Origin of the sequence: Kineococcus sp. DHX-1 (assembly GCF_042473625.1) — a bacterium.
Taxonomy (GTDB): domain Bacteria; phylum Actinomycetota; class Actinomycetes; order Actinomycetales; family Kineococcaceae; genus Kineococcus.
Genome location: NZ_CP170445.1, coordinates 3473595 through 3496186 on the forward strand (window position 1 = coordinate 3473595; position 22592 = coordinate 3496186).

The following is a 22592-nucleotide window of genomic DNA, read 5'->3' on the forward strand; positions in this document are numbered from 1 at the left end:
GGCTCACGATCGGCGCCGCCGGGGGCCTGTTCGCAGGGGACCCCCAGACCGCGTTGCTAGGGTCGAGCCCCGTGATCGACGCCCTCGGGAACCCCTCCTCCGTCCTCCTCCTCGGGGGCACGTCCGACATCGGCCTGGCCATCGTGGAGCGACTCAGCCCGGAGCGTCCGCTGCAGGTGACCCTCGCCGCCCGGCCCGGTGCGCGCCGCGAGGAGGCCGTCGCGCGGCTGCACCGCCGCGGTCACCAGGTCCGCACCGTCGACTTCGAGGCGACCGACCTCGCCGCCCACGAGGGCGTGCTCGAGGAGGCCTTCTCCGCCGGTGACGTCGACGTCACGGTCCTCGCCTTCGGCGTCCTGGGCGACAACGAGGTGTCCTGGCAGGACGCCCGCGCCGCGGTCGACGTCGCGACCGTCAACTACACCGCGCCCGTCAACCTCGGCGTCCACCTCGCCACCCGGCTGCGGGCCCAGGGCCACGGCGTCCTCGTCGCGCTGTCGAGCGTCGCCGGCGAGCGGGCACGCCGCTCCAACTTCGTCTACGGCTCCTCCAAGGCCGGTTTCGACGCCTTCTTCACCGGGCTGCGCGAGGCGCTGCGGCCGAGCGGGGTGCGGGTCGTCGTGGTGCGGCCCGGCTTCGTCACCACCAAGATGACCCGAGGGCTGGACAAGGCGCCCCTGTCCGTCTCCGCCGAACAGGTCGCGGAGGTCGCGGTCGACGCCGTGCGTTCCGGGAAGGAGACCGTCTGGGCCCCCGAGCCGATGCGCTGGGTGATGTCGGCGCTGCGGCACGTGCCCGCTCCCGTGTTCCGCAAGCTGCCGATCTGAGCCCCGCCCGACCCGCACACCCCCGCACCTGAGAGGTCACCCTGTCGAGCACGCACGCCCGCCCCGACGCTCCGGCCGACATCCCGGCCGCCCGGCGCCGCCCGGGCCAGGACCCGGGGTCAGCCCCCGTGGTCCGGCGCGGTGACCGACGGCGGACCGACCTCGTCGCCGGCCTGGTGGCGACGGTCGTGGCGGGGGTCGTGTTCTCGTGGCGGATCGGCACGCCGAGCCCCTGGCGCGACGAGGCGGTCACCATCGCCGTCGCCTCGCGGACGACGGAGCAGATCTGGGCGCTCGTGCAGGAGGTGGACCTGGTCCACGCCCCGTTCTACTTCCTGGCCCACGCCCTCTTCGGTCCCGGCGTCGACATCGTGCAGGCCCGCTGGATCTCCGTGGTGGCGGCCGCGCTGACGGCACCGCTGCTGTACGGCCTCGGCCGCCGGCTGTCCGAGGCGGCCGTCGGTCCGGTGACCTCTCGGCTCACCGGGGCGACGGCGGCCGCGCTCTTCGTCTCGATGCCGTTCGTCAGCCGGTACGCCCAGGAAGCGCGCCCCTACGCGATGGCCACGCTCGTCGCGACGCTCGGGACGTACCTGCTGGTGCGGGCCGGCACCGCGCGGGCCGGCCGGGGCTGGTGGATCGCCTACGCCGCGTCCGTGCCGGTGCTCATCGCGCTGAACACCGTCGCCGCGCTGGTCCTCGTCGCCCAGGCGGGCTGGGCGCTCGCCGCCGGCCGCCGCACGTTCGTGCGCGGGGCCGCCGCGGCCGTCACGGGACTGCTGGTCTCGGTCCCGCTGCTGCTGGCGCAGGACGCCCAGAGCGGGCAGGTCGCCTTCCTGCAGCGCCCGACGGTCGCCGAGCTCGGTGGCCACGTCTGGTTCGCGCTCGGCTCCTCCTGGATCGCCGTGGCCGTCGCGGCGGTCGCCGTCCTCGCCGCCGTGTGGCGCGGCCGGGCACGGCGGCTCGTCCTCGTCGGCCTGCTGTGGGGCGTCCTGCCCTGGCCGCTGCTGTGGGCGATCTCGCAGGTCTCGCCGTTCTGGACGACCCGCTACCTCGTCTTCGTCGCCCCCGGGACGTGCCTGGCGCTCGCGGCCGTCGTCACCGTGGGCCTGCGTCGCCGGCTGGTGGCGGGCGTCGCGGGCCTGCTCGTGGCGGTGATGGCGGTGACCGGGCTGCACATGCAGTTCGTCTTCCGCTCCCCCACCATCGGTCACGCCGAGGACCTGCGGGGCACGGCCGCCTACGTCGCCGCCCACGCCCGGCCCGGCGACGGCCTGCTCTTCCTGCCCGACGGCGAGTACCGCTACCGCGTCCTGACGCAGCTGTACCCCGAGGCCTTCGCCGGGCTCGACGACATCGCGCTGGAGCAGACGGCGACGGAGTCCTCGACCCTGGTCGGCACGACCCTCGAGACCCCCCAGCTGTGGAAGCACGTGGCCGGGGTCGGGCGGATCTGGGTCATCGGCGGCGTCGGGCCCGTCGTGACGAAGACGCCCGAGGACCGCGAGGTCAAGCGCCTGCTCGACCAGGACTACCAGCTCGTCTCGACCGAGGAGAAGCGCGCGTTCAGCGTCAAGCTGTTCGTCCTCGACCAGGGGCAGGCCGCCGTCCGCTGAGGTCGGCGACGGTCCGGCGCCGACCAGAGCACGCCAAGCTGTCTCAGCCTGTATAACAGTTCCTGTTATACGACCTGAGAAAGGTGGGCGCGTGGACCAGACCCGCAACCCGTACACCCCGGGAGCAGGCAAGCCCCCACCTGCTCTGGTCGGCCGCGAGTCCGAGCTCGCCGCAGGCCGTACGGTCGTCGACCGAACGGCGCAGGGTCGTTCCGCGACAGCGCCGATCTTCTACGGCCTGCGCGGGGTCGGCAAGACCGTCCTCCTCAAGGCCCTCCACACGCAGGCGGATGCCGCCGGCTGGCTGACGGTCGAGATCGAGGGCAAACAGGAGGCGTCCGAGCAGCAGCACACCCGCCGCCGCCTGGCGCGAGGCCTCGTCTCTGCCGCACGCAGGACCGTGGGGCGCAGGACGGCGCTGACCGACACGTGGCGTCGAGCGCTCGGAACCATCAGCTCCTTCTCCGCCGCAGCCGGCGCGACCGGAGTCGAGGTGAGCCTCGGCGTGGACCCCAGCCGCGGCCGGGGGGACACGGGCGATGCCGAGATGGACCTGGAGGAGCTGGTCCACGACATGGTGCCGGCCTTGCAGGAGAGCCGGACCGGGCTGGGCATCTTCGTCGACGAGATCCAAGACCTCGACCCCTCTACTCTCAGCGCCCTGATCTCGGTCCAGCACCGAGCCGGGCAGAACGGCTGGCCGTTCCACCTCTACGGCGCCGGCCTCCCGAACGTGCCAGCTCGACTGGCCGACGTCCGGTCCTACGCCGAGCGGTTCCACTTCGTGCAGATCGGCGCCCTGTCCGCAGCGGACGCGCGGGCGGCCTTCGCCGATCCGGCGGCAGAGGAAGGCGTCACGTACGAGCCTGCGGCTCTCGACCGGCTCGTGGCGGCCTCCGGGGGCTATCCATACTTCGTCCAGGTCTTCGGCGACCAGGCATGGCGGCTCGCCCCTGGTCCCGACGAGATCGTCCTCAGTGACGCGGCAGTAGCCATCGCCGAGGCGACGTCGGTCCTGGACGACAGCCTCTTCCACTCGCGGTGGAACAGGGCGACGCCGGCGCAGAAGACGCTCATGCGAGCCATGGCCGAGGACTCAGGCAGGAGCCAGATCGCGGACCTCGTCACCCGACTGGGCAAGAGGAAGCCCAGCGACCTCAGCGTGAGCCGTGACGGACTCATCAAGAAGGGGCTCATCTACGCCCCCGACCGGGGCCTCCTCCAGTTCACCGTGCCCCACATGGACGACTACATCCGCCGACAGCACGAATCCTGACGACGGTCGGTCCCGCTGTTGCCCAGGAGGCTGGACACCGCGCGACCGCCACCCAGCGTCTCGGCGCCCGCGGCACCCCACCGCGTCACACAGATGTCACACACGCACCACCCACCACTCCATTTACAACAGACACACAGATCACCTACGTTCCGTCACATCCCCTGACGGACGGAGCGCACCACCCCATGCCCTCGCCCACGACCCCCCGTGTGCCTGCCCGCCTCGCGCTGTCCCGCCGTGCAGCCCTGACGGGCGCCGGCGGAGCCCTGGCCGCGGTGGCCACGCTCGGCGCCGGCCCCGCGGTCGCGGCCGTCCCGGCCCAGGCGCGCCGACTGCCCGGCGCGCTGCCGGGCGGGGTGCGGGCGATCCCGCTGCCGCCGGTCCGCTCGGTCCTGTCCTCCGCCGGGTCCTCCGACCTGACGGTCGTGGCGCTGCCCGTCGACGGCGGGAGCATGCTCGGGGTGACCTTCGCCGGGCCCGCGCCGGCGTCGGTCGCGCTGCGCGTGACGCGCCCGGGCACCGACCCCGGCCCGTGGAGGCCGCTGTCCATCGAGGACGGCACGACCGACCCAGTCTGGACCGGCGCGCTGCCGGTGGGCACCGTCGTCGACGTCCGACTGCCGCGCGACGCCGTGGCGGGGGCCCGGCTCGCGGTCGTCGACCCGGGCCCGGACCCGGCCCGCACGGCGCGCACGCTGAGCGGTGAGGCCGAGACCGCCGCCGGTGACGCTCCGGTGGTCCGCCCGCGCGCGGAGTGGGGCGCGGACGAATCGCTGCGCCGGGCCGACCCGGACGTGGCCGACACGCTGCGGGCCGCGGTCGTCCACCACACCGCCGACGGCGGGGCCTACTCCCGCGCCGAGGTGCCCGCCGTGATCCGGAGCATGTACCGGTACCACACGCAGACGCTGGGCTGGAGCGACCTGGGCTACAACGTCGTCGTCGACCGCTTCGGCGGGATCTGGGAGGGGCGCGCCGGCGGCGTGGACCGGCCGGTCGTCGGCGCGCACGCCGGCGGGTTCAACACCGGGACCTTCGGGGTCTCGATGATGGGCGACTTCTCCGCGGTCGCACCGACCGAGGAGTGCCTGGCCGCCGTCGCGGCCGTCGTCGCCTGGAAGTTCTCCCTGCACGGCCTCGACGCGCGCGGCCGCACGACGCTGACCTCGTCCGGCGGCGGCACGTCCCGGTGGGCGGCGGGCCGCACCGTCGAGGTCGCCACCATCAGCGCGCACCGCGACCTCGGCTACACCGCCTGCCCCGGCGACGTCGGCTACGGGCGCATGGACGACCTGCGCGACCGCGTCGCCGCCCGTCTGGGGACGACCCGCCGCTCGGGCGCGGGGTCGGCCATCGCCCGGCGCTACGCCGAGGTCGACGGACCGGCCCTGCTCGGCGAACCGACGAGCGGGGAGGGGAACGCGTTGCGGGGCGGGCGGTTCCGGCACTACGAACGCGGCTCGATCTACCACCACCCGGACACCGGGACGCACGTCGTGCGCGCGACGCACCGGTCCAAGTACGCCGCGCTCGGGTGGGAGTGGTCGGCGCTGGGGTTCCCCACGGCCGACACCACGGACCTGCCCGGCGCGGTCGGCAGCTCCACCCACTTCGAGCACGGGTCCATCTACCGCCGCAGCGGTTCCGAGCCGCACGTCGTCCTCGGCGCGCTGCGCGCGGTGTGGGCCGGGCAGGGCTGGGAACGGTCCCGGTTCGGGTTCCCCGTCTCCGACGAGTACGACGTCCCCGGGGGCCGGGCCTCGGACTTCGAGGGCGGGGGGCTGCGCTGGGACGCGGCCACCGGCCGGGTCCGGGAGGCGTGATGCGCCGATCGGTGCCTGCCGCCGTCCTCGCGGGGGTGGCCGCGGTGGCCTCCGCTCTTCCCGCGTCCGCCACGCCTCCCCCAGCGCCGGCCCACCTGCCCGCCGCCGTCGACGACCTCGCCGGCTACGAGGGCGCCACGTCCTGCGCGGACGTCCAGCCCGGGACGAACGCACTGCGCGACCTGGTCCTGGCCGCCTGGGGACCGCAGACCATCGGGACCCACCGCGCCTGCCCCGTGGGGTCGGCCGTGAACTCCGAGCACCACGACGGCCGGGCCCTGGACTGGATGCTGGACGCGCGGGACCCGGCCGACGCGGCCACGGCCCGGGAGTTCCTCGACTGGCTGCTCGCCGACGACGCCCGCAACGCCCGCCGTCTCGGCGTCATGTACGTCATCTGGGACGGACAGGTCTGGAAGTCCTACCGGGCGGCGCAGGGCTGGCAGCCGTACACCGGAGCCAGCCCGCACACCGACCACGTCCACGTCTCGCTGTCCCACCGCGGTGCTGCGCGCGAGACGTCCTGGTGGACGGGGCGGACGGACCCCGTGGAGGGCCACTGGGTGGCCCTCGGCGCCGGCGACTCCTCGCTCGGCGACCCCGTCGGCGGCCCCTCCCGGTACGCCGGCGCCAGGGCCCGCTCCTACGAGAACGGCTCGATCCTGTGGTCGGACCGCACGCAGGCACGGGGCGTGTCGGGCGCCATCGCAGCCGCCTACTTCGGCGACGGGCTCGTCGACGTCCTCGGCCTGCCGGTGACCGACGAGCTCGCCGTGCGGGGCGGGCGCGCCAACCACTTCGAGGCCGGCTCGGTCTACTGGAGCCCGGCCACCGGGGCGCACGAGGTGCACGGGGCCATCCGCGCGGCCTGGGCCGGTCTCGGCTGGGAAACGTCCGCGCTGGGGTTCCCCACGAGCGACGAGCACACCCGCGACGGCGTCCGGCGTGCGGAGTTCCAGAGCGGCGTCATCACGTGGACGGCGGCGGGCGGAGCGCAGGTCCGGCTCCGCTGAGCCGTCACCCGTCCGCCTCAAGGCGGGGGCCGCTGACGTCGACAGCACGAGGGTGATGACCCGACTGCGCGACCTCCGCGTCTCCCGCAAGCTCGCCGCCGGTTTCGGCGTGGTGTGCCTCCTGCTGGCCGCGGCCGTGGGCCTGGGCATCAATCAGCTCCACACGGCACAGGACACGGTGTCGTCGATGTCGGACGTCGTCGTGCCCGGGGTGCAGAGCATCGGGGCGGTGAAGTACGCCTTCGCCCAGTCGCGCGTCGACCTCGTGTCCGCGGCCCTGGCGTCCGGTCCGCAGGCAACGAACGCCTCCCTGGACGCGGTGCGCGCCGACGACAGCGCCCTCGACGCGGCGTGGACGGTCTACCTCGACACGTTCCCCGTCTCCACCCAGGCCGACCGCGACTCCTTCGCCGCCGACCTCGCGACCTACCGCAACGCGCGCCAGGAACTCGTCACCCTCGCCTCCGCGGACGACGTCGCCGGGTTCACCACCGTCCGCGACGCGAAGACGACGCCCGTCGCCGTGCGCATCAACACGACGCTGGACCGCATCCAGAAGGCCGAGGTCGACAACGCGACCGCCACGGGCGACCTGGGCGCCATCCGCTACCGCGAGGCCCTGGCCCTGCTCATCGGCCTCGGCGCGGTGGCCCTCGTCGCCGCGACCGCGGTCGCCGTGCTGGTGGCCCGTTCCATCACGCACCCGTTGGCCCGCACCGCGACCGTCGTGCGCGGGATGGCCGACGGGCGCCTGGACCAGCGCGTCCGGTACAGCGCCCGGGACGAGATCGGCGACCTCTCCCGGGCCGTCGACGAGACCCTGGACACCCTGTCCGCGACGATGACGCAGATCTCCGCCACGGCCGACGTGCTCGCCGGTTCCAGCGAGGAGCTCTCCGCCGTCGCCACCCAGCTGTCCGCCGGCGCCGAGGAGTCGGCTGCCCAGACGCAGGTGGTGTCCGCTGCGGCGGAGGAGATCAGCGCGAACATCGGGACCGTCGCGGCCGCCGGCGAGCAGATGACCGCCGCCATCGGCGAGATCGCCACCTCCACCGCCGACGCCTCCGCGACCGCGGCCTCCGCCGTGAGCGCCGCCGACGGCGCGGGCCAGACCCTGCAACGCCTGTCGGCTTCGAGCCGCGAGATCGGCGACGTCGTCAAGCTCATCACCTCCATCGCGGAGCAGACGAACCTGCTCGCGCTCAACGCGACCATCGAGGCGGCCCGCGCCGGCGAGATGGGCAAGGGCTTCGCCGTCGTCGCGGGCGAGGTCAAGGAGCTCGCGCAGCAGACCGCGCGCGCCACCGAGTCGATCACCGCACGCGTCGCCGCGACGCAGGCCGACGTCGACGAGGCTGCCGGCGCCATCGGCGAGATCACCGACGTCATCACGCGCATCGACGCCCTGCAGGCCACCATCGCCGCCGCCGTCGAGGAGCAGTCCGCGACGACGGGCGAGATGGTGCGCAACGTCAGCGAGGTCTCCACCGGCTCCCAGGAGATCGCCCTGAACGTCTCCGGCGTCGCCGCCGCGGCGGACCAGACGACCGCCGGCGCGCAGCAGACGGCCACCACGGCCGCCGAGGTCTCCCAGGCCGCCGCCCGCCTCAAGCAGCTCGCGGGCGCCTTCACCCTCTGACGGCACGCCGGCACGGGCCGTCACAGGTCGCCACGGGCCCGCGTGGAAAACACTCTTTCCGCCCTCCGAACACGTGTTCCGAGGGCGGAAGGAGTGTTTTCCACGCGGGACAGGGGACCGGGACCGGGGCGCGTCACCCGTCCGGCTCAAGCTCCCAAGATCCCCTGTCGAGAAGTGGCCGTGCCCACCTCGCCCCTCATCCGCGGCCGCCGCCGGGCCGCGACCGCCCCGTTCGCGCACGAGACCCCGGCCGACCAGCTCCACCTGCTGCGCCGCGCGACGTGGGGACCCACGCCCGACTCCCTCGCCGAGGTCGCCCGCCTCGGCACGGCCGCGTGGCTGGACCGCCAGCTGAACCCCGGCGCGCTCGACGACGGTGCCGTGGACGCCTTCGCGGGCCGCATGACGTTCTACGGCCGCTCGGCGCAGGACCTCTGGACCGGCGGGTACGCCGCGACGGAGTGGAACGCCATGCTCGAGACGGGCCGGCTCACCCTCGCCCGGCAGATCTGGAGCACGCGTCAGCTGTTCGAGGTCGTCGTGGACGTCTGGAACAACGTCCTGCACGTCACGAACCCGAGCTCGGAGGTCTGGGCGAGCCGCCAGGACTACGACCGCAACGTCGTCCGCCGCCACGCGTTCGGCAGCTTCCCCGACATGCTCGTGGCCTCCGCCCGGCACCCCGCGATGCTGACGTACCTCGACAACACGAGCTCGACCGCCGCGCAGCCCAACGAGAACTACGGCCGCGAGCTCCTCGAGCTGCACACGCTGGGCGTCGAGGCGGGCTACTCCGAGGCGGACGTGAAGAACTCCGCCCGCCTGCTGACGGGCCTGACCATCGGCCGCGACGGGGGCGGGACCTACGACGCCGGCCGGCACGACGGTGGCGGCCGCTCGGTCTACGGGTTCGGCGTGCCGCCGCACTCCCCGGCCGACGGCAACGGCTGGATCGACGCGTACCTGCGCTGGCTGGCGGTCCACCCCGTCACCGCACGCCGGTTGTCCGGCAAGCTCGCCACCCGCTTCGTCTCCGACACCCCGCCCGCCGCGCTGCTCGACGCGATGGCCCGCACCTGGGTCCAGACCGGCGGCCAGGTCGTGCCGGTGCTGCGGACGATGTTCGACTCCGCCCACTTCTGGGCCTCGGCGGGGCAGAAGGTCCGCACGCCGCAGGAGGACTACGTCGCGACGCTGCGCACGCTGGGGACCGGCATGGAGCCCAGCGGCGTCGGCGGCATCACCAAGATCTTCTGGCACGTGCTGGACCAGGGGCACGCGCCGATGGCGTGGCCCGCACCGAACGGCTACCCCGACGTCGCCGCCGCCTGGACCTCGCCGAGCCTGACGCTGTCGCGCTGGAACCGGCACATGGACTTCGCGGCGGGCTGGTACCCGCCGGAGCTGCGGTTCACGCCCGCCCTGCAGCTGCTGTCGAGCATCCCCTCGACCTACGGCGCGCTCGTCGACGCCCTCGGTGTGCGGCTGACGGGCAGCCGGCTGAGCGCCGACGAGAAGGCCGGGCTGCTGCAGTACGCGGGGCGCTCGGAGGGCTCGCCCTGCTCGTCCGGGGACCGGTGGGTGCAGAACAACCTGCGCTACCTGGTCGCCCTCACCCTCGACTCCCCGTCCTTCACGATCCGCTGAGGAGCACCGTGAGCACCCGAAGCACTGCCGGAACGGCGAACGACCCGCGCTGCGGCTGCGACGAGGGGTCCCGCCTCACCTCGCGCCGCACCGTCCTGCGCGCGGCCCTCGCGGCCGCCGCCACCGGGGTGACCACCTACGCCGTCGGCGACGTCTCGACACAGGTCTCCTTCGCCGCGCCCGGCTGGAACGGCGAGACGCTCGTCGTCCTCAGCCTGCACGGCGGGTTCGACGGCCTGTCCGCCGTCGTCCCCGGGGGTGACGGCGCCTACTACGCGGCCCGGCCGACGATCGCGGTCCCCCGCTCGACGCTGCTCGGCCTGGACCAGATGTTCGGCCTGCACCCCGCGATGGCCCCGCTGGTGCCGTTCTGGAAGAACGGGACGTTCGGCGTCGTGCACGCCGTCGGCCAGTCCGACCCGACGCGCTCGCACTTCGCGGCCATGGAGCAGATGGAGACGGCCGCACCGGGCAGCTCGGTGCGCACCGGCTGGATCGACCGGACGATCGGCTCGCTCGGCACCGGGTCGGTGCTGGGCGCCGTGGGCATCTCCAACCAGCAGCCGCGCTCCTTCGCCGGTCCGGCGCCGAAGACCACCACGACGTCGCTCGACGGCTTCAGCCTCATCGGCCCCGGCGACGACCGGCCGACCTGGCACGCCGCCCTGCGCCGCATGCACACGGGCGCCCGGCCGGAGGTCGCCGCGCCCGCGACGACGCTCCTGAGCGCCATGGAGGACGTGGCCAAGCTGCCGGGCCGGACGGCCGGACCCGCGAACGGCGCCGCCTACCCCGACTCCGACCTCGGGCGGGCGCTGGCCCAGGCCGCGGTCCTGAAGAAGTCCGGGGCCCCGGTGCAGGTCATCGCCCTCGACTACGGCGACTGGGACATGCACGCCGGGCTCGGCCGGGTCGACGGCGGCTGGATGCGCGACAAGCTCACCGAGCTGTCCTCGGCCCTGGCGGCCTTCGCGACCGACCTGGGGTCGGCCTTCGGCTCCACCACCCTGGTGACCCTGTCGGAGTTCGGCCGTCGCGTGGGCGAGAACGCCTCCGGCGGCCTGGACCACGGCCACGGCAACGCCGTCCTGCTGCTCGGCGGCGGGGTCGTGGGGGGCCGGGTCCACGGCGTGTGGCCCGGCCTGGGCGCGGACCGCCTCGTCGACGGCGACCTGGCCGGCACGACCGACTACCGCAGCGTCATCGGCGAGGTCCTGCAGAAGCGCTGCGGGGCCGGGTCGCTCGGGACGATCTTCCCGGGGGTCGGCGGTTCCCCGCTGGGGGTCGTGCGCGCCCGCTGAGCTCCCGCAGCGTCGTCACTGACAGTGACATCCGACCGGATCGGGTGTCACCCGGACGGCGCCTGGAGTCACCCTGAACGGCGCCTGGACCTGCCCCGACCGTTCCCCGGACCAGCCCTCCGAGCCCTCTGCGGGCTCCGGGGGGCTGTGTCGTTCCCGGGAAGAACCTGTGCCGGAAGTGTCTTCAGCTCTGGGACTCGTGCGCCGATTGTGACGTAGAGTAAACGAGTGACCACAGAGGTGTTACGAGTTTGTGCACTCCCGCACCTTGTACACCACAGGCATCGTCCCCTACTTTGCGTGACGGACCGGGCACAGCCCGGGAGCGACACGCTCAAGGTCGGGAGTCGATGCGCCGATGCCGAGGCCGAGCGTTCGCCCGTGTGGGTGTGTCCCCGCACGCAGTGAGCACCGGCAGTGAGCACCGCCCCCGCCAGAGAGGAACGAACCCGATGCGGTCCGTCCAGACCCCCCTGTCCCGCCGCACCCTGCTGACGGGTGCCGTCGGCACCGGCGTCGTCGGCGCCTGCCTGGCGGCCGGGGGCGACTCGGCCAGCGCCCTCAGCCCCGCCGCCCTGCAGGTCACCGGTTCCACCCGGGCGTTCTCGCTCGGCGCCCAGCGCTCGGCCTCCCTGCTGTCCTCCGCGCAGGCGGAGGCCGGTCCCGGCCTGGCCGTCGTGAGCGTTCCCGTCGACGGCGGGCACATGGTCGGCGTCACGTTCCCCTCCGGCGCCTCCACCGACACCATCTCCGTCCGCGTCCGCCTCGCCGGCGGCGGATGGACCGCGTGGAGCGACCTGCCCCTGAACGACTCCGAGCCCGACCCCGACACCGCCGAGGGCCGCCGTTCGGTGACGGCCTCGGACCCGATGTGGGTCGGCGCCCTCGGCACCGGCGCGACGGTCCAGGTCCGCCTGCCGCAGGCCGACGTGGCCGACGCCCACCTGCAGGTCGTCGACGCCGGTGAGGCCTCCGCCCTGGCCCGCACGACGCTGTCGAGCCCCGCCTCGAGCGACCGCAGCGCCCAGCTCCTGGCGACCAAGGCCTCCCCCAAGGTGCTGCCGCAGCCGACCATCAAGACCCGCGCCCAGTGGGGGGCCGACGAGTCCCTGCGCAAGGGCGGCGTCGGCTACAGCGACACGATCAAGGCCTGCGTGGTCCACCACACCGCCGACGGCGGCACCTACAGCCAGTCCGACGTGCCGTCCGTGATCCGCAGCATGTACCGGTACCACACGGTGTCCCTGGGCTGGTCCGACCTCGGCTACAACTTCGTCGTCGACCGCTTCGGCGGCATCTGGGAGGGCCGCGCGGGCGGCATCACGCTGCCCGTCGTCGGCGCCCACGCCGGCGGGTTCAACACCGACACCTTCGGCGTCTCGATGATGGGCGACTTCACCTCGATCGCCCCCAGCGCCGCGTGCCTGGAGTCCGTCGCGCAGGTCATCGCGTGGAAGCTGTCGATGTACGGCCTGCCCGCCGACGGCGTCGCGTACCTGACCTCCGCCGGTGGCGGCACCGCGAAGTACTCCCCCGGCACCACCGTCAGGCTGCGCACGATCAACGCCCACCGCGACGTCGGCTACACGGCCTGCCCCGGGAACGTCGGGTTCACCAAGATGGACGCGATCCGCGACCGCGTCGACGAACTCCTCGGCGGGGCGACGATCACGGCCATCGCCGCCAAGTACGCCGCCATCGGCGGTGCGGGCAACCTCGGCGGTCCCACGACCGACGAGAACGACACCCCGAACGGGGCCGGGTCCTACCGGTTCTACTCCGGCGGCGCGATCTACTGGTCGAAGGCCACCGGCGCCCACACCGTCCGCGGCGCGATCCTGCAGCTGTGGGGCCAGCTCGGCTGGGAGAACGGCCTGGGGTTCCCCACGACCGACGACTCCCCGGCCAAGGGCGGGTTCTACAACCACTTCCAGGGCGGGTCGATCTACTGGTCGCCAGCCACCGGCGCCCACGAGGTCCGCGGCGCCATCCGGCAGAAGTGGGCGTCCATGGGCTGGGAGGGCGGCCCCGCCGGTTTCCCCGTCACGGGCGACGGTGCCGCGAAGGGCGGGTTCTTCACCCACTTCCAGGGCGGTTCCATCTACTACTCCGCCGCCACCGGGGCGCACTGGACGACCGGCGCGATCCGCGACCGCTGGGCCGCGCTCGGCTGGGAGTACGGGCTGGGTTTCCCGACCGTCGACGACACCCCCACCCCGAACGGCAAGGGGTACTACAACCACTTCCAGAAGGGGTCGGTGTACTGGTCGCCCGCGACCGGCGCGCACGCCATCACCGGCGCGTTCCGCGACGCCTGGGCCTCGATGGGCTGGGAGAACTCCTTCCTCGGGTTCCCCACCAAGGACGAGGTCGCGATCGACGGCGGGACGCGCATCGAGTTCGAGGGCGGAACCCTCACCTGGACGAAGTCCACCGGCAAGATCACCGTGAAGAAGAAGTGACGTGAGGCGTCGACGTCCGGGCCGGACCGCTCTGCGCGCGGGGTTCTCCGCCCTCGTCGCCGGAGCGGTCCTGGCCACGGGCCTGCCGGCCCAGGCGGCCCCCCGGGTTCCCGGCGGACTGCCCGCGGACGTCGACGCCTTCCCGCGCTACCAGGCGCCGATCACCTGCCAGTCGCCGCAGCCGGGAACCCCCGCCCTGGCCCAGCTGATCCGCGACGCCTACGGCAAGCAGACGATCGGCACGGCCCGCGACTGCCCCGCCAGCGGCGTCCCGGTCTCCGAGCACTCCGACGGCCGCGCCGTCGACTGGATGCTGGAGGCGACGAACCCCGCCCAGGCCGCGCTGGCCGGGGAGTTCCTCACCTGGTTGCTGGCCACGGACTCCAGCGGGAACGTCGCCGCGAACGCGCGCCGCCTCGGCGTCATGTACGTGATCTGGAACCGGCAGGTCTGGAAGACGTACAACGCCGCCGCGGGCTGGCAGCCGTACACCGGACCCGACCCGCACACGAACCACATCCACCTCTCGCTGACGTTCTCCGGCGCGGCGCGCGAGACGTCGTGGTGGACGGGGACGACGGACCCGCTGCGCGGGCACTGGATCGCCCTGGGCGCCGAACGGTCCGTGCTCGGCGGGGACGTCGGCGGCCGGCGCACCACCGCGGCCGGCGGCGTGGCGCGCAAGGACTTCCACTACGGCACCGTCTACTCCTCCCCCACCACTCCGGTCCGCGAGGTGCACGGCGGCATCCGGGCCCGGTTCGACCGGATCGGTGGGGTCGGGACCCTCGGCGTCCCGTTGACCGACGAGCTCCGCACCCCGCGCCGCACGGGCGCGTACAACCACTTCCAGCACGGGTCGGTCTACTCCTCCCCCGCGACCGGGTCCTTCGAGGTGCGCGGCGCGATCCGCGACCGGTGGGCCCAGCTCGGCTGGGAGAACGGCCTCGGGTTCCCCGTCTCCGGTGACACCCGCACCCCGGCGAAACCCGGGTACTACACGCACTTCGAGGGCGGGTCGGTCTACTGGTCCCCCGCCACCGGAGCGCACGCCGTCCGCGGCGCCCTGCGCGACGCGTGGGCCCGCCAGGGCTGGGAGAACGGCCGTCTCGGGTTCCCCACGCGCGACGAGTACCCCGTCCCCGGCGGCCTGCGCGTCGACTTCCAAGGCGGCTCCATCACCTGGGACGCCGCCCGGCGCACCACCTCGACCAGCTACACCGGCAACTGAGAACCCTGGAGGAACCCGTGCGCACCCGAAACCGTCGCCTCACCCGGGCCCTGGCCGCGACGGCCGTCGCGCTCACCGCCACGGGAACCCTCGCCACCCTCACGACCCTGCCCGCCCGGGCCGACGAGGTCCGCCCCGCGGTCGGCGGCTCCTTCGCCGTCGTCGGGCACGGGTACGGCCACGGGATCGGGATGTCGCAGTGGGGGGCGCAGTCGCGCGCCCTGTCCGGGCAGTCCTACCGGACGATCCTCGACTTCTACTACCCGGGCACGTCCGTCGGGAACCAGGCGAACCGCACGCTGCGCGTCGGCCTGACGTCCTTCGCGAACGCGGCCGTGGCGATCTCCGCGCCGACGTCGGCGCAGCTCACGCTGTCCTCCAGCGGCCAGAAGCTCGGCGCCGGGCAGCGCCTCGTCGTCGCGCCCTCGGGGAACGGCCTGTCCGCGACGGTCGGTTCCGGGAACGCCGCGAACGGGGGCTGGCGCGAGACCTGGGGCGGCACCGTCACGATCAGCGGCCCCGACGGCGTCCTGCTGCAGAAGGGCGACGGCACCTTCGTCCGGTACGACGGGACGATCCGCATCGTCACGGGCTCGACCCTGACCGTCGTGAACGACGTCCCGCTCGAGACGTACCTGCGCGGCGTCGTGCCCGCCGAGTCCCCGTCGTCCTTCGCTCCCGAGGCGCTCAAGGCGCAGGCCGTCGCGGCCCGCAGCTACGCGATGTCCGTCCTGAACCCGCAGGCGCAGACCGACATCTGCGACACCACCGCGTGCCAGGTCTACCGCGGCTCGGAACTGCGCGACCGCAACGGGGCGACGACCTGGACGACCCCGGCCTCGACGGACTCCGCGATCGCCGCCACGGCCGGGGAGATCCGCTCCTACGGCGGGCAGGTCGCGTTCACGCAGTTCTCCTCCTCCAACGGCGGCTGGACCGTCACGGGCTCCAAGCCGTACCTGACCGCCCGTGCCGACCCGTTCTCGGGCCCGGGCGCGGCCGCGGGGTCCAGCGTTGCCGACTGGTCGGCCACCGTCCCGGCGACCGCCTTCGACGCCGCCTGCGGCAACGCCGGTTCGGCGACCGGGCTCGTCATCACCGGCCGCGACGGCCGCGGTGACTACGGCGGGCGCGTGACCTCGGCGAAGCTGCTGTGCCTCAACGGCACCGCGTCGCTGACGGGGACCCGCATCCGTCAGCTCGCCGGGCTGCGCTCGGACTGGTTCTCGATCGCCAGCGCCGTCCAGCAGCGCTACGGCGCCCTCGGCGGGGCCTCCGGCCCGCTGGGCGGAGCCACGAGCGCGGAACTCGCGACGCCCAACGGCCAGGGGTCCTACCAGCACTTCGCGGGGGGCTCGATCTACGCCTCGGCCGCCGGCGCGTGGGACGTCCGGGGCGCCATCCGCTCGGAGTGGGCACGCCTGGGCTGGGAGAACGGCCTCGGCTTCCCCACCACCGGCGACAGCCGCACCCCGAACGGCGTCGGGTTCTACAACCACTTCCAGGGCGGGTCGGTGTACTTCTCGCCCGCCACCGGCGCCCACGCCGTCCGCGGCGCCATCCGCTCCGAGTGGGCCCGGCTCGGCTGGGAGAACGGGATGGGCTTCCCGACCACCTCCGACGCCCCCACTCCGAACGGCGTGGGCTGGTACACGCAGTTCCAGGGCGGGTCGATCTACTGGACGCCGTTCGCCGGCGCGCACGCCGTCCGCGGCGCGATCCTGCAGAAGTGGGGTTCCCTCGGCTGGGAGAACGGCGGTCTCGGGTTCCCCGTGACGAGCGACGCCGCCCTGCCGAACGGCCGCGGCTTCTTCACCCGCTTCCAGGGCGGGTCGGTCTACTGGGGCCCGGCCTCGGGCGTGCACGCCGTCCGCGGCGCCGTCTACGACGCGTGGGCCGCGCAGGGCTGGGAGAACGGTTCCCTCGGGATGCCCACGGGCGACGAGGTCTGGAACGGTTCGACCCTGACCCAGACGTTCCAGGGCGGGACGCTGAGCTTCAGCTCCACCACCGGCAAGGTCGCCCGCGTCTGACGCCCCCAGGGGGTGGCTCGTTGACGCCGCGCGCTCAACCTGTGAGCCGGATGCGTCGACGAGCCCACCTCGGCGAGGGCGCACCACGTGGAATCGCTGACGCCTCGGGCTCGACCTGTGAGCCGGATGCTGGAGCCGGCGCGCTAGCTGTACTCAGCCGGCACGTTGGTGACAGGTAGTCGAGTGATCGGGGCCTGACGTCCCAGAGCGTGGTGGGGTCTGGTGGTGTTGTACCGCACCAGCCACGGTGCCAGCGCGTCAGCGCGGGCGTCGTTGCTGGTGAACACCTGCCGGTAGGCCCACTCCGTGCCCAGGGTTCGGTTGAACCGCTCCACCTTGCCGTTAGTCCAGGGGCAGTGCGGGCGGATGAACTTCTGCCTGGCCCCGACTGCAGCGACCGCGGCGCCGAAGGCCAGGGAGCGGCGGTAGGAGAAGGCGTTGTCGGTCATGACCCGCTGAATGTGGGTGATGCCGGCCGCCGCGAACGCTGCGGCGGCGCGGGTGAAGAACGCCGCGCAGGTCTCGCCCCGTTCATCGGGGAGGATCTCGGCGTAGGCGTAGCGGGAGTGGTCATCGATGCAGGCGTGGACGTAGTCGAAGCCGATTCCTCGCCCGCGAACCTCTTCGCTGCGGCCGTGGGCCCGCCAGCCTCCGCCGTCGGGGATGCGCCCGAGCTTCTTGACGTCCACGTGCACGAGGGATCCGGGCTCGGTGTGCTCGTAGCGGTGTTCGCTGCGGCGGGTGGCTCGGATCTGTTCACCGGTCAGTGGGTCCAACGCGACCAGCGGGAGCATGTGGTGCCGTTGCAGGATCCGGCTGACGGTTCGGGCCGGGACACCGGTCTGGTCACTGATGGCGTCGGGGCCCACGCGCAGTTGGGCGCGAGTTCGCAGGACGCGCGCTTCGGTGACCGGGTCGGTGCGGGTGGGCTGGGTATGGGGGCGGCTGGAGCGGTCGGCCAGGCCGGCTGCGCCTTCGGTGCGGTAGCGGGCGACCCAGCGGTGGGCGCATTGGCGGGAGACGCCGAGCTCCTTGGCGACGTGGGCGACCGGGCGGTGATCGTCGATGACGCGGCGGGCCAGCAGTAGGCGCCCGTGCGGGGTCAGGCGGGCGTTAGCGTGGGACACGAAGGCCTCCGGGGTCTTGATGGATGGCGTCAGAGACCTCCACCAAGCCACCGGGGGCCTTCCCCGTTCAATCAGCCACGCCGCGTGTCACCAACGTCATGGCTGAGTACAGCTAGCGCTGGACGACGAGCCCACCGCGTCGCCGCGGCGTGAGGGCGAGGAGGGCCACGAGCACGAGGAGCGAGAGCGGCCGCGTCTCGGCGGCGAGCGTGCCCCAGTGCAGCACCGGCAGCAGCCACGGGAGCCCCGCGAGGACGACCACCACGCGGAACCGCCCCCACGCCAGCAGCGCGACGGCGGCGACGGGGGCAGCCAGGGCGTGGTGCGACCACGTCACGGGCGAGACGAGGCACGTCACCAGGGAGACGAGCAGGCCGAACCGCAACCGGTCGGTCCGTTCCAGCCAGTCCGCGCGCAGCGCCACGACGACGACGAGCACCAGCAGCGGGACGGACAGGACGAGCCCGAGGGTGGAACTCACCGTGGACGACAGACCGGCGTGGGCGAACGCCCCGGCGAGGGAGTTGTTCGTCGTCGTGCCCGGCGCCGCGACGCGCGAGGAGTCCCACACGAGGGACCCGAAGTAGGACACCGCCGACCCCGGCGCGACGAGCACCCCGACGACGGTGGCGACGAGGCCGACGACGGCCACCGCCGAGGCGAACCACCAGCGCGCCCGCCGGTTGACGAAGGCCGCCACGACGAGCGCCGGCGTCACCTTCACCGCCCCCGACAACCCGGCGAGCACCGCTCCCCCGCGCCCGCCGTAGAGGCAGCCGACGACGAGGCCGACGACGACGAGCGGGCTGACCTGCCCCAGCACGAGGGATTCCCGGAACGGGTCGCTCAGCAGGACGAACGCCGTGCCGAGACCGACGGACCAGCCCGCCGAGACCGACCGGAACACCTTGACGCACGCCCAGACGGTGACGCCGATCAGCACGGCGTCCCACACGACGAGGTCGGCGGCCGCGGGCAGCGCGAGCAGCGGCAGGAACAGCACGGCCGCGAACGGCGGGTAGACGAACCAGTGCCCGCGGTAGGTCTCGCGCAGGTACAGGTCCCGGCCGGCGAGCAGGTCGCGTGCGCCGTCCCGGTAGACCGCCAGGTCGTACCCGCGCTGCCACGCCTCCTGCCCGAGGCCGGACAGGACCAGGGCCACCGCGAGCACGACGCCCGCCGCGGCGGGCAGCCAGGTCCGGCGGTCAGGCACGCGAGGCGGACCGGTCCGGGAAGACGAACGTCCGGAACGTCAGGAAGCGGAACACCATGGCGATCGCCATGCCGACGACGTTCCCGGAGACGTTGTCCGCCACCGCGGACGTCCAGCCGAACCCGTAGTGGGTGATCACGAGGCACAGCAGCTGCAACCCCGCCGCGATCGCCGAGAACAGGAAGAACAGTGCGTACTCGCGGCCCGGGTGGGCGCTGCGCCGGTCGCGCCAGGTGTAGTACCGCGACCCGAGGAACGCGATGAAGATGGCGATGACGCTCGAGACCACCTTCGACAGCGCCGACCCGACGCCGGAGAACAGCAGCACGTTGAACACGAGGAGGTCGGCGAGGTACGCGATCCCGCCGGAGACGAGGAACCGCACGACCTCGCCGAAGCGGTGGTGCTGCGTCACGGCGCGGATCACAGCCACACCGCCAGCAGCAGCGACCCGCACCAGGCGAGGGCCAGCACGAGGAGGACCTTGTCGTGCAGCGCGATCTCCTCGGGTTCCTCGGCGTTGCCCTTGTCGACGTCCACGGCGTACCGCATCACCGCGAGGATGAACGGGACGACGGACAGCGTCGCGAGCTGGGTCCCCGACTGCGGCACGAGGACCTCGACGGCCCACAGCGCGTACGTCGTGACGACGACCGTCGCCGCGAGCGTCCAGACGAACCGCAGGTACGTCGTCGTGTACTTCTGCACGACGCGGCGCACGGGTTCCCCCGTGAGTTCGCCGCGGCGGGCCTCGCCGTACCGCTTGCCGGCCGCCATGAACAGGGACCCGAACGCGGTCGTCAGCAGGAACCACCCCGACAACGGGATGTCCCCGGCGGTGCCGCCGGCGAGCATCCGCAGCAGGAACCCCGACGCGACGCAGGCCAGTTCGAGCACCGGTTCGTGCTTGACGCCGAAGCAGTACGCGAGCTGGATCGCGAAGTAGACGGCGAGGACGACGCCCAGCATGGGCTGCCACACCGCTCCGCCGACGAGGGCGACGGCCGCCAGCACGACGGCGAGGACGACTGCGGTGCGGGCGTTCAGCTCACCGGAGGCGATGGGCCGGAACCGCTTGCGCGGGTGGGCCCGGTCGGCCTCGACGTCCTTGGCGTCGTTGATGAGGTAGACGGCGCTGGAGACGAGGCAGAACAGCACGAAGGCCACGCCGACGCCCGTCAGCGTGTCGAGCCCGACCTGCGAACCGGCCGGGAACACCGGCGCGAGCACGAGGACGTTCTTGACCCACTGCCGCGGGCGCATGGCCCGCAACCAGGCGGGCAGCACGGACGGGGAGGTCTCGGTCACGCTCACCCGGACCGCTCCGCGAGCGACCGGACGACGCGTACGGTCGCGGCGCCCACCAGGGCCCCGGCGGTCACGTCGCTCGGGTAGTGCACGCCGAGGACGAGGCGGGAGGCCATCATCGCCGGGACCAGCGGCCACGTCGGGACGGGCAGCAGCGGCGCGAACGCGATCGCGGCGGCCGTCGTCGACGTGGCGTGCGAGCTCGGCATGCTCCACCGGCTCGGCGTGCCGACGCGCACCTGGACGTGGTGGTCCAGCGGGCGGTGCCGGCGCGCGACGCGCTTGAGCACGACGGAGGCGCCGTGCGCGGCGACGACCGCGGTCGTGGCGACCGCCCACTCCCGGCGCCGGCGGCGGTCCACGAGGAACCCCACCGCGCCGATCCAGATCCACGCGGCGGCGTGCTCGCCCGCGTGGGACAGCCCCGTCGCGACGGGCACGGCGCCCGGGAAGGCGACCTTCTCCTGGACGGCGCGCAGGACCGCCAGGTCCAGCTCCGCCACCCGCTCTACTGCGTTCACAGACCACCCGCCGGGAGCAGGACGATGTCGGACAGGGGCATGTCCCACGTCGTCGTGACCGGCCACGTGGGCAGGTCGCGCGCCGCGGGGGGTTCGGTGCCGCGGTCGAACCGGAACAGGTCCCCCGCGACGGGCACGGGTTGCGCCGCCGTGTCGCGGTGCGTGAAGTTCCACTCCAGGAGCCGCTTGCCGAGCGGGGAGGCCTCCGCCTCGACCTGGTCGATCATCGGCTGCACGCGGGCCGGGTCGCCGAAGTAGTCCACGACGCAGTCGCAGACGTAGGCGAGGTGACCGACCTCGCCCGGCGACGTGACGTGCTGCGGGCCGCCGCGCTCGCGCAGGACCTGCTGCACCCCGAGGGCGACCTGCGTGTACTGCGAGGGTTCGGCCCAGTTCGTCTGGATCGGCGCGATGCGCCACGGGGTGCCCGCGCGCAGGTCGACACCCACGCTGGCCACCAGCACGACGGCGGCCGCGAGCCCGGCCCCCAGCCCGACGGGGCGGACCTCGACGGTCCGGAACAGCACGCCGAGGGCGGCGACGGCCGTGAACGTCGACAGGGCGACGAGGACGGCGTAGTACCAGTGGTACGGGGGAACTCCGAGGACCGACAGCGCGACGTAGTGGGCGACGCCGGCGATCCCGGTGACGAGCCACGGCCACAACCGGGGCCCGTCGCCCTCGACGCGGCGGCCCGTCCACGCGACCGCGGCGAGCACGCACCAGCCGAGGCCGCCGAGGACGACGGGCAGGAACGCCAGCACGGCCGTGAGCCCGTAGACCTCGACGTACATCTGCGCACCGTTGGTGACGTCGTACTGCTCCCACGACTTCTGCAGCGTCTTGATGACGACGGTGTCGGGGACGGCCGACCCGAGGACGAACCAGCTCCAGACCATCCACGGCAGCACGACGACGAGGGCCGCGGGCACGGCCACCCACACCCGGCGCAGGATCGCGGGGGTCAGCAGCGTGACGACGGCGATGACGACGCCCGCGTCCATGCGCGTGAGGAACACCGCCCCGGCGACGAGGCCGAACGGCAGCGCCCGCCCCTGCACCGCCGTCAGCAGCAGCAGCGACAGCAGCAGGACGAGGAACGCCGACTCCAGCCCGACCGAGCTGAGCAGCAGCGGGTTCACCCCGACCGCGACGGCCGCGACGGGACCCACCCACGCGGGCAGCCGCGTGCGGCGTGCGGCCGAGGTCAGCGACAGCGTCAGCCCGACCGCGACGAGCACGTGCAGGATCCCGAGCGCCACGACGGGCCGGCGCACGACGAACGTCACCGCCCCGAGCAGCAGCACCCACAGCGGGGACGTCGCGGTGTTCGACTGCACGTCCGAGAGCAGGCCCCACGTGCCGTGCAGGGCGAGGTTCCGCGCGTAGGCGAGGGTGATGTACGCGTCGTCGACGAGGGCCGTGCGCAGCAGCACGAACGTCGCCGCGGCCAGCACCCCGACCCCGAGGGCGGGCACGAGCGCACCGACGCGCGCGACGGGCCGAGCCGGCGGCGCCGTCCGGACTTCCCGCGTCGCCCCGTCGCTCACCC

17 protein-coding genes are annotated in these 22592 nt (G+C 73.6%); 11 read left to right on the top strand and 6 right to left on the bottom strand.

The genetic code is table 11. The annotated features are described in order from the left end of the window. Positions 1–71: 71 nt before the first annotated feature. From ACFEMC_RS16635 to ACFEMC_RS16685, 11 genes are all read left to right on the top strand, one after another. A complete protein-coding gene (locus ACFEMC_RS16635) occupies positions 72–827 on the top strand; it encodes a decaprenylphospho-beta-D-erythro-pentofuranosid-2-ulose 2-reductase (protein WP_380170670.1) in 756 nt (251 codons plus the stop codon). Between the two features lie 128 nt (positions 828–955). Beyond that, the gene (locus tag ACFEMC_RS16640; RefSeq protein WP_380170671.1) at positions 956–2443 is read left to right on the top strand and encodes a hypothetical protein; all 1488 of its coding nucleotides are present in this window, start codon (positions 956–958) and stop codon (positions 2441–2443) included. Positions 2444–2534: 91 nt separating this feature from the next. Further along, positions 2535–3719, top strand: coding sequence for an ATP-binding protein (locus ACFEMC_RS16645; protein WP_380170672.1), 1185 nt, complete (start codon positions 2535–2537; stop codon positions 3717–3719). 212 nt (positions 3720–3931) lie between these two features. Next, entirely contained in the window at positions 3932–5545 is a 1614-nt protein-coding gene (locus ACFEMC_RS16650) for an N-acetylmuramoyl-L-alanine amidase (RefSeq protein ID WP_380170673.1), read from the top strand. Further along, entirely contained in the window at positions 5545–6558 is a 1014-nt protein-coding gene (locus ACFEMC_RS16655) for an LGFP repeat-containing protein (RefSeq protein WP_380170674.1), read from the top strand. Before ACFEMC_RS16650 ends, ACFEMC_RS16655 begins: the two co-directional genes overlap by 1 nt. A gap of 55 nt (positions 6559–6613) precedes the next feature. Then, positions 6614–8197, top strand: a complete 1584-nt coding sequence (locus tag ACFEMC_RS16660) for a methyl-accepting chemotaxis protein (RefSeq protein ID WP_380170675.1) — start codon at positions 6614–6616, stop codon at positions 8195–8197. Between the two features lie 180 nt (positions 8198–8377). Continuing rightward, positions 8378–9844, top strand: coding sequence for a DUF1800 domain-containing protein (locus ACFEMC_RS16665; RefSeq protein ID WP_380170676.1), 1467 nt, complete (start codon positions 8378–8380; stop codon positions 9842–9844). A gap of 8 nt (positions 9845–9852) precedes the next feature. Further along, on the top strand, positions 9853–11145 hold the full coding sequence (locus tag ACFEMC_RS16670) for a DUF1501 domain-containing protein (RefSeq protein ID WP_380170677.1): 1293 nt from the start codon (positions 9853–9855) through the stop codon (positions 11143–11145). Positions 11146–11597: 452 nt separating this feature from the next. Beyond that, positions 11598–13607, top strand: coding sequence for an N-acetylmuramoyl-L-alanine amidase (locus ACFEMC_RS16675; protein WP_380170678.1), 2010 nt, complete (start codon positions 11598–11600; stop codon positions 13605–13607). Position 13608: 1 nt separating this feature from the next. Further along, complete coding sequence (locus ACFEMC_RS16680; RefSeq protein WP_380170679.1) at positions 13609–14838, top strand: LGFP repeat-containing protein; 1230 nt, start codon at positions 13609–13611, stop codon at positions 14836–14838. Positions 14839–14855: 17 nt separating this feature from the next. Further along, positions 14856–16871, top strand: coding sequence for a SpoIID/LytB domain-containing protein (locus tag ACFEMC_RS16685; RefSeq protein ID WP_380170680.1), 2016 nt, complete (start codon positions 14856–14858; stop codon positions 16869–16871). Between the two features lie 143 nt (positions 16872–17014). Here the strand turns inward: ACFEMC_RS16685 and ACFEMC_RS16690 are convergent, their stop codons facing one another. The 6 genes from ACFEMC_RS16690 to ACFEMC_RS16715 all read right to left on the bottom strand — a co-directional run bounded on the left by ACFEMC_RS16690 (position 17015) and on the right by ACFEMC_RS16715 (position 22590). Then, positions 17015–17998, bottom strand: a complete 984-nt coding sequence (locus ACFEMC_RS16690) for an IS481 family transposase (protein ID WP_380170681.1) — start codon at positions 17996–17998, stop codon at positions 17015–17017. A 112-nt stretch (positions 17999–18110) separates the two neighbouring features. Beyond that, complete coding sequence (locus ACFEMC_RS16695) at positions 18111–19211, bottom strand: glycosyltransferase family 87 protein (RefSeq protein ID WP_380170682.1); 1101 nt, start codon at positions 19209–19211, stop codon at positions 18111–18113. After that, complete coding sequence (locus tag ACFEMC_RS16700) at positions 19204–19638, bottom strand: GtrA family protein (RefSeq protein ID WP_380170683.1); 435 nt, start codon at positions 19636–19638, stop codon at positions 19204–19206. Before ACFEMC_RS16700 ends, ACFEMC_RS16695 begins: the two co-directional genes overlap by 8 nt. After that, on the bottom strand, positions 19635–20474 hold the full coding sequence (locus tag ACFEMC_RS16705; protein ID WP_380176840.1) for a decaprenyl-phosphate phosphoribosyltransferase: 840 nt from the start codon (positions 20472–20474) through the stop codon (positions 19635–19637). The genes ACFEMC_RS16700 and ACFEMC_RS16705 overlap by 4 nt, the downstream gene beginning before the upstream one ends. Before the next feature lie 47 nt (positions 20475–20521). Further along, a complete protein-coding gene (locus ACFEMC_RS16710; protein WP_380170684.1) occupies positions 20522–21040 on the bottom strand; it encodes a phosphatase PAP2 family protein in 519 nt (172 codons plus the stop codon). After that, positions 21037–22590, bottom strand: coding sequence for a hypothetical protein (locus ACFEMC_RS16715; protein WP_380170685.1), 1554 nt, complete (start codon positions 22588–22590; stop codon positions 21037–21039). The genes ACFEMC_RS16710 and ACFEMC_RS16715 overlap by 4 nt, the downstream gene beginning before the upstream one ends. Positions 22591–22592 lie beyond the last annotated feature (2 nt).

Coding starts and splice junctions, on each gene's coding strand:
- ACFEMC_RS16705 (WP_380176840.1), bottom strand. CDS start 20,474: ATGCGCCCGCGGCAGTGGGTCAAGAACGTCCTCGTGCTCGCGCCGGTG.
- ACFEMC_RS16660 (WP_380170675.1), top strand. CDS start 6,614: ATGACCCGACTGCGCGACCTCCGCGTCTCCCGCAAGCTCGCCGCCGGT.
- ACFEMC_RS16675 (WP_380170678.1), top strand. CDS start 11,598: ATGCGGTCCGTCCAGACCCCCCTGTCCCGCCGCACCCTGCTGACGGGT.
- ACFEMC_RS16655 (WP_380170674.1), top strand. CDS start 5,545: ATGCGCCGATCGGTGCCTGCCGCCGTCCTCGCGGGGGTGGCCGCGGTG.